The sequence below is a fragment of the Companilactobacillus kimchiensis genome, from assembly GCF_001438805.1.
Classification (GTDB): Bacteria; Bacillota; Bacilli; order Lactobacillales; family Lactobacillaceae; genus Companilactobacillus; species Companilactobacillus kimchiensis.
Genome location: NZ_JQCF01000003.1, coordinates 134512 through 153514 on the forward strand (window position 1 = coordinate 134512; position 19003 = coordinate 153514).

A 19003-nucleotide genomic window follows, 5' to 3' on the forward strand; every position below is an offset into this window, starting at 1 on the left:
GTAAGATGCCTTTTCGAAAAGTGGAATAAAATGAAACTCACGGTATTTCATCAAATAAATGTTGATAAAATGGCTTAAATATATTTATATTCCATATGAATGGTATACATTAATGAAGAACCTAAGTCAAGGCTTTGATTGCCTATAATTTGTCTTTGGTATAGTTTCTCGATAATGTCTTAATAGTAAATAATATGATAAAAGAAGAAAAGGTACGAAATAAAGAAGTTAATTTATTTCGTATCTTTTTTTATAATTAAATTTGCGAATGGTTATTATAAAATCCATCCAATTTATACAAGTGGTATAGAAAAGAAATGATAAAATACAAAGCCTTGATATGACTGGTATAAAGGCTGTTTATGGCTTTGATATAATTAATACTATTTATTTGGTATATATTATTTATCGACCTAACATTAATGTTGAAAAGAAAGAAGAGCGATTCATATGTTTATGAATAAAAGAAGCCTTTATTTAGGCGTAACGTTATTTTCTTCAATGATTTTAGCAACATTATCAACTAATCAAGCTGTTAAGGCCGATACGACAGACGATACAACAAGCTTAACTTCAGCGACAAAGACAGCAACAAGTAAAACGAGTTCGATCCCATCCGCACCGATATCAACCAACACTAAAACCGTTAAAGCAGTTGCACCAATGACGACAGTAGAAACGTCGAAACCAGACAGTGCCGCAACAGGTACTTCAGCTACCGTGGGGACGGGCACAACTGGTACCACAGCAGTAACGACTGGATCAAGTGTAACTGCTAATCCAGTTACAACTACAAATACGACTCCAACAACCAGTTCAAAGACATCGACAGTAACCACTGCTCCAAGCACAACAAGTGCTACAACAGTAAGTCCATCTAGTTCGACCACGGCGACGACTACTCCAGTAACAACCACCACAAATTCTTATACAATTCCTAGTGATGTTACTGACAGTACAGTGGTTCCTTTTACTGATCCATTGCTTGAGGGTGCAACTAAAATGGACTTTAATTTGAAACCAGGTACGGATCTTACCGTAGGCGATATCAAATCTTATACTGCACCGATATTGGATATTAATGAAACGGAATATCAAGCAAATTTAAATCCGGCAATTAGTTCGATGGGTGATCAACAAGCTAAGCCAGTAGAAAGTTTGGATGGTTTACAATATTTACAACTTTTACCTGCTAAAACTCAAGTTTACTTTGAGGCTAAGATTGCCTCTGATGCAAAATCCAATCCAAATTTAACGCCGTTGGATAACTTGAATTTGGTACATTTAAAAATTAATGGTAATTTTAGTGATTCCAAATACAAGGAAATCGATGCCAATCAAGTTGCTAAATTGAAAACTACTAATGCTACTTTAGTTGAATTAAATGGAGATACGAGTGTTTATCCTTATTCTGGAGTTAATAATTCAGAATTAAAGGAACTTGGACCATGGTTAACGAGTTTTGCTAATAATTCTCAACAAGGTAAAGAAATTGAATTGAATTATGCCTCGGTTACTGATTTTTCACCATTGAGTGGAATAAATCCTAGCTCTGGTGTATCGGTTATTTCATTTAATGACGGTAATTATGATACGACACCAGCTTATGGTATTACCGGACAACCATTAACCTTTACAGCTCAACCATTTAAGGGTTTAGATGGTGAGGATTTGGCAGATACTTATCACTTTACTGGCACAGTTGCACCAGCTGAGATAGCTGATGATAATCTTGAAAACTTAGGAAATGATAAATATGAAATTGCCCAACCTGATTACACTGCTAATAATCTAACTTATGGTGATCTAGGGTTTATGAGCAGTTCCAATAGTGATGCAACTTTGATGAAAGATTATGGAACCAATGAATTAGAATACTTTGGAATTAATGCTCAACCAATTATTTGGCAAAAAGCTCCTAGCGTGATAATCAATTATCTAAATACTAATGGGACTCCACTTCAAGCAGATGGTGTTTCAATGACAAAGGAATTTGATGGTGCAAAAATTGGTGATTCCTTTGACTTAACGGCTGATAGTAAAGTAGTCGGTTATAACTTAATTAGTCCGATTACTTCATTAAAAGGAACTTATACTGAAAATCCACAAGTAATTGATTTAACTTATAGTGCTATTCCGGCAACTAAACCTACTACGACTCCTACTAAATCAAAAACTGGTAGTAATACCGGTGTGATAGCTAAGACGGGTACAAAGTTTAATACTGTTATCTCTTCTGAGACGGGAATTGTGAGAATCTTTGATACAGCTACAGGGATGGTCAATGCTGAAGGTAAACCAGTAATTAGTACCTTGGCACCTAACACGGCTTGGAAATATAGTAAAATTGTGGCTATTGATGGCAATGATTATTATCAAGTGTCAACTGATGAATTTGTGCCGGTTGCTAGTGGGGTTAAATTTATTCCTGTTAGCACTAGGACAGATGTGGTAGTAAATTCACAAGCTGTACTTTATGATGCGAAAGGTCAAAGTTTAGGGACAGCTCTTGCCAGAGGTAGTAGATGGGCCACAGATGGCTGTGCCATTATCAATGGTGTCAAAATGTATCGGGTGGCCACTGATGAATGGATCAGTAATGGGAATGTTGCTAGTTATGAACCAGTTGCGTCAGAGTATCATGCAACTTTAACAACACCTTTATATGATATCAACGGTAATCTTTTGACTAGAAAGCTTCCTGCAGGTACTGCTTGGAAAGTTGATGAAGTGGTCGAAAATAGTTCAGGAGAACACTTCTATCGTGTTTCAACCGATGAATTCGTTAGAGACTATATCGATGATGTTAGATAGTAAATAAATATCAAAAAAATTGTAATTATTATGAAAAATAATAATTACAACTTTTTTATTTGTGATATAAAAATCATCGTGACAAATTTCGTCTAATACAAATGGTCTATATGTTCGTAAAACGGAACAATTGCGTACTAATGCTGATATTACAACAAATATAATCAAATATACTGTGCTTCATATTTTTGGTATACATAAAATTGTGATTTAAAATCATCTTTAGAAATAAAGAAAAGAGTGATTAATATGTTAATTGATAAAAGACAAGTTTATTTAGGGGCTACATTATTTTCAACAATGATTTTGACCGCTGTTTCTGGACAATCGGTAAAAGCTGCTGCTACCACAACAGCTACTACTACCCAAACTAGTCCTTCGGGTTCATCAACTTCGAAGCCAGAAACAACTAGAACTGATCCAATTGCTACATCATTATCGGCTTCACCGAGTGCTATGACAACTGGCTCAAGTTCCACCGTTAAAACAACGTCGGTTATTGCTCCAACTACTATTCCGATAAAAGCAACTGCAACGGTTCCGACTAGTAAAGTAGCTGTTGTACCAATTGATACCAGCAGTAGTGATACTACGTCAGCAACAATCAAACAACCAACATCAGTGGCAGTTAAACAACCAACGCCAACTACGATGGCAACAAGTACGGCTCCAAGTTCAGTAACAGCCGCAACAACAAGTACGTCAATGAGTGCAACAGCAAGTGCAGTAGCAAGTCCAACAACAAGTGCAACAACTACCGCAACGATACCAACGTCGAATTCTAGTAGTGGTTTATCGCTGCCAGCTTCAAGTATTCCGACTCAAACTCCCACTGATAATACGGCTGCGGGCACAACTACATCAACTACACCAACGGACTCTTATGAGTTACCAGCCAATTTAACGGATAGCTCAGTTGTTAGTTTCACTGATCCAGTTCTGGGTGGTATGGTCAAAGATGCTCTGGGTATCAAAGCAGGATCTGATGTAACTGTTGGCGATATTAGAAATTACCATCTAGCTGATTCACTAACCCTAAATGAATGGCAAACTCCCAGTCAAAAGGGTCTTTCTGAAATAACAATGGCACCAATCGAAAGTCTAAATGGTATTCAATATATGCGCTTATTGCCAAAGGATATGATTAGCTTTACCGCTAGATTGGGTTCTGATACCAAGGCTAATCCGGATTTGACCCCTTTGAACGGAATAAAGTTCAATGGTTTGGAATTGGTTGGTAACTTTAGTAATCCGAATGCTAAGGAAATTTCAGCTGAACAAATCACCAAATTACAGGTTCCATCTTATGGTGCAGTTATTCTCTACGGTGACAATAATTATAACGGAATTAATAATTCTGAGTTGAAGACTTTAGCGCCTTGGCTGATCGACTACACTAATAATGGTCAACAATATAACGCTATCATGTTTAATGGTAATGCTATTAGCGATTATTCTCCATTAAAGGACGTTAATCGGACTGCTGACTTGAACTTTAATAATAACGGTGGTGTTTACAGTTCAATTCCAATTTATGCCGTCAAAGGTCAGCCAATTACTTTTACTTCACAACCAGTGACTGGAATTGATGGCGATGATTTGGCAGCGGGATATCACTTCTCAAGTACCGTACCAGCAGATAAGTTGGCCAATAATAACTTAATTAATTTGGGTAATGATCAATATAAATTAGTCGGTGCTGACCCCAATGCTAAAGTTTTGACTTATGGTGATGCTGGTTTTACTTATGGTTATGATCCTAACGCGATAACACTCAAATACTATAATAAATCTGTTTTTATCAACATCACGGTTCATGGTCAACCACTAATTTGGCAAGATCATCCCAATGTTACGATTGATTACGTCGATGCTAATGGCAAACCAATCATGGCTAATGGAGTGGCTATGACTAAGATAGTCAATGGTGTTAATATCGGTGACAGTTTTGACTTAACAGCTGACAGTACAGTTGCTGGTTATACGCTGAAGGGAGCAGCTGTTGGTCTAAAGGGTGCCTATACTCAAGATCCACAAGTGATCACTTTGACTTATACTAAAGATCCTATCGCCAAGAGTAGTAGTAGTAATCACAGCAGCAGTTCTTCTACAACTGGAATTACCGTTAAACCAATCAAACCAATTACGATTACACCTAAATCCAGAGAGCTGGTTAAAATTCATTACATCAATGTTACTTCGACAGGTAAAGATGCACTTTTGGCTGATATGGGTGTTGAAGGAACAACAATGATCAAAGGCAAACTCTATTATCTAGTAGGTTATAAACAATTTGTTTTGGCAAGTGATTATAATATTACTAAATCATCCACACCAGGTGTGATCAGATCTCTTGGCTTTGGTTATACTGGATTAGTGAATGCTTATGGTGATAGTTTGGGCTTTGGTGTTTCTGTTAACAGTGAGTGGAAATACAGTCGAATCGTGACTATCGCTGGTGCTGATTATTATGAAATTGCACCAGATGAATATCTACCAGCAAGTAGTTCAATTGCCTTTACCCCAGTGGCTGTCAAAACTAATGTTAATATTGTTGGGAAAGCTGATCTTTATGATTCTCAAGGGAAAAGCTTAGGAGCAACGTTACCAGCCGGTAGTGATTGGTTTACTGATGGTTGCGCCATTATCAATGGCGTTAAAATGTATCGGGTGGCTACCGATGAATGGGTCAGCGAAATGAATGCCAATACTTATCAACCAGTTTCAACTATTTGTAGAGCCACTGCTGATACAGCACTCTACGATGCATCTGGTCGGGTTTTAAGCAGAGGATTACCAGCGGGGACTGTTTGGAAAGTTGATCGAATTATTACAGTTGATGGTCAACGTTATGAACGGGTTTCTACCAATGAATATGTTCGAGTTGATTAAATCATAAGTTAACGAAGTACCCTACTTTTAATAATTTTAGTAAAAAAAACATTATATTAATGAATGATTCCTAGTGGAGTCAGACATAATATAGTGTTTTTTTACTTGTTTTCTTTAGCTTGAATTAATTTAACCTTTTGAAGGATTTGTTTATCGAAAGCCTTCATATATTCATCATGTGTCTGGTATTTGTTCTTTTTGATTTTATTAGCTGCATCGGTCCAATCGTAATAATTGATGGGAACCTTGTTGCGGTTAGCATCTTTGACGTATAATTCGGCGAAGTTACCATCATCTTGAATGGGAGCAGTTAACCAGATGTAATTAGTATCTTTATATTGAAGGAAATATTGTGTATTACGGTTAACAGTATTTTGATATTGAGAATATTGAATTTGCATATTGAAAGTTTTGCCATAGTTATGGGCAACGGCATCGGTTTTAATACCAAGTCCAATAGCAATCAACATAAAAATCGGTAAAATGTACCGCTCATAAGCTGTTAACAATAAATCGAAATTAATGGCAAAGATGGCGATGAAGAACATGTAAGTAGCAAACATACATCTAGATCCGAATGGTGAAACGACAAGGAATGGTGCAATAACGACGAAACCAGATAATAATAGTGAGAAGTTAGCAATTTTTTGTTTGGTATTTTTAATTCTTAGAGTATAAAGAATTACAGCTACGGTAAAAATTAAAGTGGCAACACCTAATAATAAGAGGTGTTTCATTGAAAATTGAGTTCTCATGTAATTAAACATTGTGTCGGCTGTAGCGGAGCCCTTAACTGAACGATAAGAATCTGTCCCGAAGAGAATCTTGAGATAAGCGCCATTGATAAACATTAGAAAAGCTCCAATGAAATTACCAATTAAAATTAAATTAAGAATTTTTTTAAAATGGTTGCCAAAATGTTTTCTCAAGAATAACCAAACTAGGATACTATTGAAAACATTTAAAATGGTAATATGTTCGGCAAAAAATTGAGCGGCAATGGCAGCGAAGAATATAAGGATGGTGCTGGTACGATAATAGTGAACGTCTTTGTTATCATAATTTTTTAAAACTAGGTAGAGCATGAATAACGGAAAGACTAATGAAGGAACGTAATTAGCGAAGCCGGCGTGCCAACCTAAAATTTGTTTAAAAATAACTTTAGGAGTCAATAAAATCAAGGCTGTAGCTAGGGATGCTGAAACTAAACCGATTGATTTAGGCATCTTGATCTGTTCTCTAATCTTTTGAATCAAATAAACGATAGTAGTCATGAAAGTTCCATAAGCCAGAAAGGCAATGGGGCGTACTTTAGTCATGGTAATAACTAAAAGATCACCTAGATAACGACCGTCGTATTTTAGAAAGATTCCTTGTGGGAAATAATTACTACCAAAGTAGGTTCCCCAATGTAGATCATCTCCAAGCAGTGGCATCCAAAGACCAATTAAACCGAAGATGATGAATAATATGAAATAAAAACTAAGTTTTGCTGTTCGTGTCATAGTTTGTCCTCTTTTGAATATCTCTTATAAGGATATATTTTAACATCGTTGTGTGCAATAAGAATCTATACTTGCCACGATTGACTGGATATTGATAAAATATTTACTTAGATAATGGTGCATGTTAGTATTGATTTTGCAAACGATTACAGAAAAGGTGAGAGTTCTTATGAAAAAAACGAGAGTTATAAATTCAGATATATCACGGGTTATTGCCCAAATGGGTCACTTTGATACTATTGGAATTGGTGATGCTGGGATGCCAGTTCCTTCAGATACAGAAAAAATTGATTTGGCGGTTGAAGCTGGACTACCAAGCTTTATTCAAGTATTGGATAATGTCTTGAGTGAATTGCAAGTTCAAAAAGTTTATTTAGCTGAAGAAATCAAAATTCAAAATCCTGAACAATTGGCTGCCATTAAAAAAATTGTCGGTGATACTCCAATTGAATTTATTGCCCATGAAGAAATGAAAAAAGATTTGAGTGATACTAAAGCATTTATCCGTACAGGTGAGGAAACACCATATTCAAACATTTTGCTTGAAAGTGGAGTTGTATTTTAAAGAGGAATTTAATATGAAGAAAATTGTTGTACTAGGTTCAATCAACGTTGATACTATTTTAAATATTGCTCGGTTACCATTACCTGGTGAAACCATGGCCATGAGCAATCGTTCTACTGCCGGTGGTGGTAAGGGTGCTAATCAAGCTATTGCTGCGGTTCGTGCTGGTTCAGAAACAGCATTTATTTCTAAGATAGGTAAAGATCATGCAGCAGACTTTATGATCGATACTTTTAAGGAAGATGGTTTGAACATTGAACATGTAACTGAGGACGAAACTGCCGGAACTGGTAAAGCTTATATTCTTTTAGATGACAATGGTCAAAACAGTATTTTGATTTATGGTGGTGCTAACCAAACAATTACGACTGAAGATATTAAAAATGCTTCAGAAACAATTGCTAGTGCTGATTGTTTGATCACTGAGTTTGAAACGCCCCTAGAGGCTTCAATTGAGGCCTTTAAAATTGCTAAAGCTAATAAAGTTTTAACGATTTTAAACCCGGCACCAGCCAAGAATAATATTCCTGAAGAACTCTTGAAACTCAGTGATATCATTGTTCCTAACGAAACTGAAGCCGAAGCTATTACCGGAATTAAGGTGACGGATTTGGACTCAATGAAAAAAGCTGCAAAGAAATTGCATACAATGGGCGTAAAGCATGTTATAATAACTGTCGGCGCTAATGGAGCTTTTTATTCACTTGGTGAAGAGGATGGTTTCGTTAATGCTTTTAAGGTTAACACTGTTGATACAACAGCTGCTGGTGATACGTTTATCGGGTATTTAGCTTCAGCGCTGAATTCCGATTTAGGTAATATCGAGGAAGCAATGAAATTTGCTAGCAAAGCATCATCTATTACGGTTCAAACTCAGGGAGCGCAAAATTCTATCCCTTATGTTAAAAATGTCAAAATTTAAGTGATTGTAAAAGAAACTTTACGTAAAAGTAGATTGAAATAATTGGTCAAGCATGTTAATATTATAGATGTATTTTTGAATGGTGAATGGTTCGAATGGTTTGAATGTTTTGTAACATTAGACTTTCTTCCATGATGTACCACGAAATAATGCACAAAAAATTTTTTTATTTATCAGGAGGATTTTCTAATGGAAAACGGAACAGTTAAATGGTTTAACGCAGAAAAAGGCTATGGTTTTATTACTCGCGAAGATGGTAGTGACGTATTTGTTCACTTCTCAGCAATTCAAGGCGACGGATACAAGACTCTTGAAGAAGGCCAAGCAGTTACTTTCGATATCGAAGATAGCGATCGCGGACCACAAGCATCAAACGTTAACAAAGCTTAATTATTAAACTTTGATAAGAAAAAGCTAACTCTTAGGAGTTAGCTTTTTTAGTATCTAAAAATATAAATCTTTACCTTAAATTTACAAGAAATACACGTTGCTAGTTTATTATTAAGACTTAGAAATTAATTTTAAGGATAAATTATGCAGAATGATAACTGGAAAAAGAATTTTAAGATCCTTTGGTTTGGTAGTTTAATTACCGATATGGGTAATGCAATGACTTTACCATTCATTGTTTTATTTATTGATACATTAGGACACTTTAATAAGGCCGAGCTAAACCTTTTGGGGGCTGCGGCTTTTTCTTTAACTTATCTAAGTAAGGCTATCGTTTCACCACTGTGGGGTAGACTGGCTGATCTTAAGGGTCGAAAACTTATGTGCTTACGAGCTTCAGGAGTGATGACCTTAACGATTTTTTTGATTGGATTATCACCTAACGTCTGGTTCCTATTGGTATTTCGCTGTCTTCAAGGGGCTTTTTCTGGCTATATCAATAATGCTAATGCCTTAATGTCAGTTTCGGCACCAAAAAAGATTCAGGGACGCGTTATGAGTAAATTGGTAACTGGTAGTATCACGGGGACCTTGATTGGACCATTGGTCGGGGGGGCCTTAGCAACTTGGTTTGGATATCGAGGGGCCTTTTTTGTCACTAGTTTCTTGATGGCAATAGTTTTTCTGACAACCTTGTTAGGAGTTAAAGAAAATTTTGTTCCAATCACAAAAAAAGAATTACAACTAGCTTTTCCAATAATGAAACGGATCGGTTGGAAGTTCTTTTTGGCTTTGTTTGGGTCGCTCTTAGCGGTTCAAGCCACCACCAATGCAATTACACCAATGTTGAGCTTGCTGGTCAGAGAGCTTGATTCAGGCGGCAAAGAACTGGTGATTATGACAGGAATCGTTTCCGCTGCTCCAGGATTTGCCACAATCTTGATGGCAGGAGTAGTTGGTAGTCTGATTGACCGCTTGGGAGCTTTGCGTAGTATGATGATTTTTTTATTTTCGGCAATTATTTGTCTTATTTTAACTAGTTTTGTTCAAAATATTTGGCAATTGGTAGCTTTACGATTTATTTTAGGTATTTCAGATGCTGCCTTGATTCCATCATTACAGGTTTTAACTGTACAAAACGTACCCAATGCCATATTTGGACGAGTTTTCAGTTATAATCAGTCAGCACAATCTTTTGGAAATGTGTTAGGTCCAATGTTAGCCGCTTGGATCGCTACTTTTTCTGGTTACAAGAGTATTTTCTTATTCTCCGCTGTTTTAGAGGCTTTAGCTTTGATGTTATGGGTATATTACTCAAAACCAAGACAATTTAGATTGGAAAAATGATAACCTAAGCAAATCTTAAATTTATTTTTCAAATCATAAAAAATTCAAGGTTATCGGCTATAATTAGAGTTAATAAACTACAAAGGATAGATCAATTGCCACAAAAGAAGAGATATACAGCAGGTCGAAATTATCGGCGCAAGCGAAATAAAAAGAATAATACAACTTATATTTTACTAGCGATTATCGCTGTGTTTGTAGTCAGTTTCTTTGGTTACAGGAGATATGTTCAGTATAAAAGTGAAACACAAGTTGAAGTTGTCCAACAGGATCACACTGCTTTTGTAAAAAAAGTGGCACCATATGCAGTCGATTTAGGTCGAGAGTATAGTGTGCTACCCAGTATTACGATTGCTCAAGCTATTCTGGAAAGTAACTGGGGTACTAGTTCTTTGGCCAGCCAGTATAATAATTATTTTGGTATCAAAGGTGAGGATCCTTCCAATACGAAGGTTTTGCAAACCAAAGAATATACTGATGGTCAGTGGATAACTATCAATGGACGTTTCCGAGTTTATTCGGATTTTCGTGAGTCAATGAAGGATCATACTAAATTATTGGTCAATGGTACGACGTGGAATTCGCAACAATACAAGCAAGTTCTACAATCGAAGGATTATATTGAGGCTGCAGTGGCTTTACAAACTGACGGATATGCGACTGATCCAGGCTATACAACCAAGATTATTCGGATTATCCAGAAATATAACCTGAAAAAGTACGATGAGGGTATCAAGTAAAAATCAAAGTATGATAGACTCTAATTATTCTATTAAAATAGGGAGAATGTAATGAAGGAACTAGAAGAGAGAATCAGAAAAGATGGTCGAGTTTTAGGCAAAGATGTGCTTAAAGTAGATAGTTTTTTAAACCATCAAATTGACCCAATGTTAATGGAAAGAATGGGCGAGGAATTTTACAATCATTTTAAGGATGCTGGTATCAACAAGATTTTGACCGTTGAATCTTCAGGTATTGCTCCCGCCGTGATGACAGGATTAAAATTCCAAGTACCAGTTGTGTTCGCTAGAAAGCACAAATCAGTTACATTGAGTGATGATCTTTATTCGTCAGAAGTTTATTCATTTACAAAGAAAACTTCTAACCATATTAGTATTGCTAAGAAATATCTATCAAGTGATGATAAAGTTTTGATTATTGATGATTTTTTGGCTAATGGTCAAGCTGTTAATGGTTTGAATACAATTATCGATGATGCTGGTGCTCAATTGGCTGGAATCGGTATCGTGATTGAAAAGTCCTTCCAAAAGGGAAGACAAATGATCGACAAAACAGGTACTCCAATATACTCATTGGCTAGAATTACAGCTTTTGAAAATGGACAAGTGGTCTTTGGCGAAGAAGACGATTAGTAATGAGAAGGTGGAATCATGACTTTTATTGCGCCCGGTAAAACATTAGGCATAATTGGTGGCGGTAGCGAAACATATATTCTTGAATTGGAAGCTAAGAGAATGGGCTTTCGGACCATGCTATTAACGGATGAGGAAAATGATATTGCGACACAAGCTGCGGATAGCTTCTTAGTTGGTACGTTAGAGGACATCGAAAATCTAAGTGAATTGGGCCATAGAAGTGACCTTCTTTTATATATGGATGAGAATTTTGATAGTGGTCTCTTAAAACAATTAACTGACAGCTTTAATGTGGCTCAAGGATCAGATTTGTTAGCAATTGTTCAGGATCGTTATATCGAACGAACGTTTTTAAATGATTTGAATATCAATGTTCCTCCATTTTTTTCAATTGTGACGGTTGATGATATCAAAAGTGCAGTTAAAGAAATTGGATTTCCATGTATCTTAAAACCAATTCAAAAGAATCAAACCGTTTTGAAACGTCATATTCTTTACAATGATAATGATGTGGAACGGGTTAAAAAGTTACTCCAAGATGGAACCTATATTCTAGAGGCATGGATCGATACTAAGACGGAATATTCCATTATGGTCAGCAAGAGTAAGGATCAAAAAATTCATACTTTTCCAATGATCCAGGAAATATATGATGGGACCCATTTGATGAGTTCTTTTATTTATAAGAAAAATGATCCCGATGTAGAAGCTGAAATGCAGCGTGTTGCTTTGATGGTAGCTGAAAATATTGATTATGTGGGAATTTTCGGAATAGGATTTATTCTATCTCAATCCGGGGTTTTGTATGTTAAAAGGATTTTCCCAGGCATCAATTATTCAGCAAACGTTTATCAAGAAGCCACTGGAATTTCACAATTTGAATTACATATCAGAGCCATTTGTGATTGGCCGATTCCTGAAATATTCCCCATGTCGAATGCGGCAACTTTGAAGATCATTGAGGGAAATTTGCCCCAGAGTTTGGATTTACTTCAGGAAAAGGCTCAATGGAAATTTAACTATTACACAGGTTTTAAAGCTAAGAATCAAGCCGACCGTGATGTCGGTTATATTTCAATTTTCTCAGACGACGTCGAAGAATTAAAAAATGATATCTTAACAACTAACATTTGGAGAGTAGAATAATTCATGATTGATAGATATGTAACTGAACAAATGAAACCAATTTGGACTGACCAAAACAGATTTCAAGCTTGGCTCGAAGTAGAAATTGCCGCTGTCGAAGGATGGAGCAAAGAAGGAGAAATCCCGGCTGAAGATGCTAAGTTGATTGCTCAAAACGCTAAGTTTAATGTTTCTGAGATTGCAGAAATCGAAAAAGAAACTAAACATGACGTAGTTGCTTTTACAAGAGATGTTTCACGTTATCTAGGACCTGAAAGAAAATGGGTCCACTTTGGCTTAACATCAACTGATGTTGTTGACACAGCCTATGGGTACTTGATGAAACAAGCTAATGATATTATCCGTGAAGATCTAAATGAATTTCTCGAAGTAGTTAAGCAAAAGGCTTTATTATACAAAGATACTGTTATGATCGGTAGAACCCATGGGGTGCATGCTGAACCAACAACTTTTGGTTTGGTATTAGCTAATTGGTATTCCGAAATCAAACGTGATATCGAACGTTTTGACCATGCTGCTAAAGGTGTTGAAGCTGGTAAAATCAGTGGTGCGGTTGGTAGTTATGCTAACGTTCCTACTGATGTGGAAAAGTTTGTCTGTGATAAGTTGGGCATTCGCGCTCAAGAAATCTCAACTCAAGTGCTTCCTCGTGACCTTCATGCTGAATATGTTCAAACAATGGCTTTGATTGCCACATCAATTGAACGTTTTGCCCTTGAAGTTCGTCATTTACAAAGAACCGAAGTCCGTGAAGCTGAAGAGTATTTTGCGGCCGGGCAAAAAGGTTCATCAGCCATGCCTCATAAACGTAACCCCATCGGTTCTGAAAATGTGACCGGTTTGGCTCGTGTTATTAGAGGACATGCTTTCACAGCCTTGGAAGATGTTCCACTATGGCATGAACGTGATATTTCACACAGTTCAGCGGAAAGAATTATTATTCCTGATACAACTGAATTGTTGGATTACATGTTAAAACGATTCACTAAGATTACTAAGGATTTGACAGTTTTCCCAGACAAGATGTTAGAAGATATGAACCTAACACACGGTTTGATCTTCTCACAACGTGTTCTATTAAAACTAGTTGAAGCCGGTTATTCTCGTGAACAAGCTTATGACATTGTGCAACCAATGACAGCTAAAGCTTGGGATGAAAAGAAAGACTTCAGAACTATGCTTGAAAATGACTCACGTGTAACTGATAAGTTGTCTGATAAAGACCTCGATGATGCCTTTGATTATCACTGGCACCTTCGTCACGTTGATGAAATTTTTAAACGCGTAGGACTAGAATAGAGAGCACACTTAACTTTCCGTCTTCCATAAAAATCGGCAATAGGGCGGAACGCCATGGGCATCGTTTCGAACCAACTCAAGTTCGGAGTTGTTTTGAAATCGAGCCTTCTACTAGGCCAGCAGAGTACGCTGACCAAGTAGAATTTCATGGCTGACCCTATTGCCGATTTTTATTCCAGACTAAGTAGCACTTTGATTATTTTATTGATTAAAAATAATTTCTCATTATTTTAAATTAATAACAAGTAACCGGTTATCTAGTCTGGAACAATAAAGCCGATTGGCTCAGCAGTAAAATTATTTTTAGCAATTTATTGATTAGAATAAGGTCGAACTTGGAGACAATGTGACTTTCATTGGCTTCAAGTCGTCCTACTGCGTTCCAGCCAAATCGACTTTGTTGTGGAAGACGGAATTTTTAACCAAATATCAGAAAGAACGGCATCATAATGTCAGATAATATGGACTATTCTTGTCGTTAAGAAAAACCATCAAGTTAATTGAAAGTAGGGATACTAAAACAATTAACTTGGTGGTTTTTTTGATTGAATGATTTTGGAGAAAGATTTAACACTGATTATAATTGTGATGCTTGAATTAAATAATCAATCAGCGTACGATTCAATTAGCGTTTCAATTTATTAACTAAAGACCTGTTTATAATCCAGGCAGGACAAGATGCCATGTAGCCTAGCTACAGTTGGTCAATCTTGTCCTTTTTTTACTCAATTGAAACGTAAGTGAGGGGGAATATTATGAAAGTATTAATGCCATATATTAAGCGCTATCGCAAAGATGTTTATATTGCTCTTATTTCCGTAATTGCTTTAGTTTTTGCAACACTTTGGCAACCGCGACTATTGCAGGTAATTATGAATGCAATTTTGGATGGTAATAAAACGGTTATTTTTCAACAAGGAATAATCTTGATTGGTTTGGCAATAATTGGAATTATCGCCGGGGTGATTAATACGATTTATTCTGCTCATGTTGCTCTTGGAGTTGCTACTGATTTGCGGGCAGATTTATATCGAAAAGTGCAATCCTTTGCTTATGCGGATGTCGAAGAATTTTCGGCTTCTAATTTAGTAGTTAGGATGACCAATGATATTAATCAAATTCAACAAATTGTCATGGCTGGTTTTCAACAAGTGAGCCGAATACCACTATTATTTATCGGTGCATTTATTCTAGCGATGGTGACGATGCCACAACAATGGTGGGTTTTACTTGGAATGATGCTAATTGTTCTTGGTGTCAGTTGGTATTCATATCAGAAGATGAGTATTTATTTTGCGGAAACTCAACAAGATATTGAAGACGTTAATACAGTTGCCCGTGAAAATTTAATGGGAATTCGAGTTGTGAAATCTTTTGTCCAGGAACCTCATGAAATTTCTAAATTCTCAAAAGCTTCAGATAAGCTAACTAAAGTTACCGCTAAAATTGGTTATAACTTTGCTATTTTGATGCCGGCTTTCTTTTTGACCGCTAATATAGCAGTTGTGATTGCTGTTTATTTAGTCGGACAGAATATAACGGTGCATCCAACGTATTTAGCTGCCATTACTAGTTTTATTTCGTATTTGATGCAGATTCTTTTTGCAGTTATTAATGGTGGTTTTCTAATGATTATGGCTTCCAGAGCTAATATTTCCTTAGGAAGAATTGGCGAAGTAATGAATACCGAACCTAGCATGAAATATGTTGAGGGAACTTCAGATCCAGTTGAAGGTGACATTGAATTTGATCATGTGACCTTTACATATCCAGGTGATGATTCACCAACTTTGAAGGATATTAGTTTTAAAATTAAGGCTGGAGAAATGATGGGAATCGTTGGGGCCACTGGTTCTGGTAAAACAACCATGGCGCAATTGATTGCTCGTTTGTATGATCCAGACTCTGGAACTGTCAAAGTCGGTGGGACTGATGTCTGCCAACTTTCTGAAGTATCATTACGTAAAACGGTAGCCTATGTGCTTCAACGTTCGACATTATTTTCGGGAACAATTTCGGATAATCTAAGACAAGTAAAAGAAGACGCAACCGTTAATCAAATGCAGTGGGCCGCTAATATTGCTCAGTCATCTGAATTTATTGAACGGTTACCAATGACTTACGATGCACCTGTTGAGGAACGGTCGTCGAACTTCTCTGGTGGACAAAAACAACGTTTGTCGATCACTCGTGGAGTTATTGCTGAACCTAAGATCTTGATTTTGGATGATGCTACTTCAGCCTTGGATGCTAAGTCAGAAAAACTAGTTCAAGAAGCTTTGGACAAGGATTTGACGACGACCACGACAGTTGTAATTGCTGAAAAGATTTCTTCAATTGTTCGAGCTGATCGAATTTTGGTAATGGATGATGGTCGAATTGTTGGAAACGGCAATCATAAAGAATTAGTAGCAAATAATGAAGTTTATCAAAAGATTTATCAGACTCAAAAGGCGCGAGAGGGGGAAATGTCATGAGCGATTTGAAGAATGCAAGCAAGTATTATTGGCACTATCTGAAAAGATATTGGTTTGGCTTTACAATGACAGCCATACTGATTGGTATCTCAACTGCCTGTATCGTTATTGCTCCGACCTATCTTGGCCAAGCAGTTTCCGAATTGACGACCTATTTACAAAAATGGACTAGTGCTGCAACTCGTTCGAGTGCTAGTTTAGGAAATTTCCATAAAACTCTCTGGATCTATCTGGTGCTGTATCTTGGCGATGCTGGAACCTTGTTTATTGCCAGTATGATCTTAGCTAGAATTACGGCTTTTTCTACCGGTACCATGCGGGTAGGACTATTCCGCAAGATGCAACGGATGCAAGTGCAATATTTTGATTCACACAGTGATGGGGATATTTTGGCACGTTATACATCAGATTTGGATAATATTTTTAATGCCTTGAATCAAGCTTTGATCGAAATTTTTCTTTCTGTAGCCCAATTTATTGGTTTATTGATCGTAATGTTTGCTCAAAATACGACGATGGCCTGGGTAACCATGTCTTCAACGCCAGTGGCCTTAGTCATTGCCGCAATTGTTATGAAAAAGGCTGGGGCAGCTGTTAATCATCAACAAGATGATATTGGTAGCTTGAACGGTTATATCAATGAACAAGTTACTTCACAAAAAGTGATCATCACTAATGGATTACAAAAAGATTCGATCAATGGCTTTTTGAAACATAATCAAAAAGTACGTAAATCAGCCATGTCTGGTCAAATTTGGTCAGGTATTTTGAATCCATTGATGCAAGGAATGTCTTTGCTAAATACATCGATTGTTATCTTCTTTGGTTCATGGTTTGCCTTAAATGGAACCTTATCAACTGGGGCAGCCTTGGCCTTGGTAGTTGTTTTCGTTAATTATGCGCAACAATATTACCAACCAATTATGTCGTTGACTAGTTTGTACGGGATGATCCAATTGGCAATCACCGGAGCTCGTCGTGTTGATGAAGTTAGAAATCAACCAGATGAAATTCAACCTGAGAATGGCAAAGACTTAACTGGAATTAAAAAAGAATTACAAATTTCAGATGTTCATTTCAGTTATTTACCTGGCAAAGAAATTTTACATGGGGTATCGATCAATGTGCATAAAGGTGAAATGGTGGCTTTAGTTGGACCTACAGGCTCAGGTAAAACCACGGTTATGAACTTGTTGAATCGTTTTTATGATGTCGACAGTGGTTCGATCACAATTGATGGCACTGATATTCGTGAGTTTTCATTGAAAGCATTACGGGAACATGTGGGAATTGTTTTGCAGGATCCGCAACTATTTTCCGGAACAATTGCTGACAACATTCGTTATGGTGCTCCTGATGCAGACATGGAGTGGGTAATTGATGCCGCTAAACAAGCCAATATCCATGATTTCATTATTAGTTTGCCAGATGGTTATGAGACGAAAGTTTCAGATGAACAGAGTGTCTTTTCAGCTGGTCAAAAGCAATTGATGTCAATTGCTAGAACTATTTTAACCAGTCCACAATTATTGATTTTAGATGAAGCTACTTCCAATGTTGATACAGTTACTGAAGCCAGAATTCAAGCAGCGATGGATCGTGTGATTCAAGGTCGAACTAGTTTTGTGATTGCTCACCGACTCAAGACGATTTTGAATGCCGACAAGATCATTGTGCTTAAAGATGGTGCAATTATTGAACAAGGCGATCATGAGGCTTTGTTAGCTGAAGATGGCTTTTATGCAGGACTTTATCATAATCAAATGGTGACTGATTAGTCAGTTAGAGCGTAAGTTAACAGAGCTGTTATTATGATGCCGCTCTCCGCAAGGAAGAAAAAATCGGCTGGAACATAGCGGGCACAACTTGGAGCCTATCATCAATGCACAAGGCATTGACAATAGTCTTCAAGCTTGGCCTTTTACTAATCCGGCAAAGACCGCCGCATAAGTAAAATGTCGCTATTGAGCCATTTTTTCTTCCTTGCTCCGAGCTAGTTGGTTGATTTCTATATTGTGTAATTGAGAACTATTTTTATATTACCAACTTTAATGTATCTTTCTAAGAACTAGTAAAAGCCTATATTGACTGAATGAAATAACAGTTAATATAGGCTTTTTGAGTTGAAAATATATTTTTCATTAATTATTAATAGAAACAAACAATCAAAGAGTTAATTAGTCTGGAATAAAAATCGGCAATAGGGTCAGCCGTGAAATTCTACTTGGTCAGCGTACCTTGGAGGCTGCTGAAAAAGTAACCACTCATTT

The 19003-nt window shown here is 36.8% G+C and carries 13 protein-coding genes; 12 read left to right on the forward strand and 1 reads right to left on the reverse strand.

Annotation, left to right across the window (positions count from 1 at the left end; genetic code table 11):
• Positions 1–450 precede the first annotated feature (450 nt).
• Together IV57_RS03010 and IV57_RS03015 are read left to right on the forward strand one after the other, a co-directional pair.
• The gene (locus tag IV57_RS03010) at positions 451–2814 is read left to right on the forward strand and encodes an SLAP domain-containing protein (RefSeq protein ID WP_057880015.1); all 2364 of its coding nucleotides are present in this window, start codon (positions 451–453) and stop codon (positions 2812–2814) included.
• 249 nt (positions 2815–3063) lie between these two features.
• The gene (locus IV57_RS03015; protein ID WP_057880016.1) at positions 3064–5706 is read left to right on the forward strand and encodes an SLAP domain-containing protein; all 2643 of its coding nucleotides are present in this window, start codon (positions 3064–3066) and stop codon (positions 5704–5706) included.
• 101 nt (positions 5707–5807) lie between these two features.
• On the opposite strand, the gene IV57_RS03020 is transcribed toward IV57_RS03015, so the two are convergent.
• On the reverse strand, positions 5808–7211 hold the full coding sequence (locus IV57_RS03020) for a hypothetical protein (protein ID WP_057880017.1): 1404 nt from the start codon (positions 7209–7211) through the stop codon (positions 5808–5810).
• 169 nt (positions 7212–7380) lie between these two features.
• Here IV57_RS03020 and rbsD point away from each other — a divergent pair, with 169 nt between their 5' ends.
• From rbsD to IV57_RS03070, 10 genes are all read left to right on the forward strand, one after another.
• The gene (gene rbsD / locus IV57_RS03025) at positions 7381–7776 is read left to right on the forward strand and encodes a D-ribose pyranase (RefSeq protein ID WP_057880018.1); all 396 of its coding nucleotides are present in this window, start codon (positions 7381–7383) and stop codon (positions 7774–7776) included.
• Positions 7777–7789: 13 nt separating this feature from the next.
• Entirely contained in the window at positions 7790–8698 is a 909-nt protein-coding gene (gene rbsK / locus IV57_RS03030) for a ribokinase (protein WP_057880019.1), read from the forward strand.
• Between the two features lie 189 nt (positions 8699–8887).
• Positions 8888–9088 (forward strand): cold-shock protein, encoded by a 201-nt coding sequence (locus IV57_RS03035; protein WP_041500642.1) that lies wholly within the window; start codon positions 8888–8890, stop codon positions 9086–9088.
• A gap of 144 nt (positions 9089–9232) precedes the next feature.
• Positions 9233–10435: an MFS transporter gene (locus tag IV57_RS03040; RefSeq protein WP_057880020.1), complete on the forward strand. Its 1203-nt coding sequence runs from the start codon at positions 9233–9235 to the stop codon at positions 10433–10435.
• Positions 10436–10530: 95 nt separating this feature from the next.
• Positions 10531–11175, forward strand: a complete 645-nt coding sequence (locus IV57_RS03045) for a glycoside hydrolase family 73 protein (RefSeq protein ID WP_057880021.1) — start codon at positions 10531–10533, stop codon at positions 11173–11175.
• A 51-nt stretch (positions 11176–11226) separates the two neighbouring features.
• A complete protein-coding gene (locus IV57_RS03050) occupies positions 11227–11808 on the forward strand; it encodes a xanthine phosphoribosyltransferase (protein ID WP_057880022.1) in 582 nt (193 codons plus the stop codon).
• Positions 11809–11826: 18 nt separating this feature from the next.
• On the forward strand, positions 11827–12957 hold the full coding sequence (locus IV57_RS03055; RefSeq protein WP_057880023.1) for an ATP-grasp domain-containing protein: 1131 nt from the start codon (positions 11827–11829) through the stop codon (positions 12955–12957).
• A 3-nt stretch (positions 12958–12960) separates the two neighbouring features.
• The gene (purB, locus tag IV57_RS03060) at positions 12961–14256 is read left to right on the forward strand and encodes an adenylosuccinate lyase (RefSeq protein WP_057880024.1); all 1296 of its coding nucleotides are present in this window, start codon (positions 12961–12963) and stop codon (positions 14254–14256) included.
• Positions 14257–15011: 755 nt separating this feature from the next.
• Positions 15012–16733, forward strand: a complete 1722-nt coding sequence (locus tag IV57_RS03065; RefSeq protein ID WP_057880025.1) for an ABC transporter ATP-binding protein — start codon at positions 15012–15014, stop codon at positions 16731–16733.
• Positions 16730–18511, forward strand: a complete 1782-nt coding sequence (locus IV57_RS03070; RefSeq protein ID WP_057880026.1) for an ABC transporter ATP-binding protein — start codon at positions 16730–16732, stop codon at positions 18509–18511. The genes IV57_RS03065 and IV57_RS03070 overlap by 4 nt, the downstream gene beginning before the upstream one ends.
• The last annotated feature ends 492 nt before the right edge of the window (positions 18512–19003 follow it).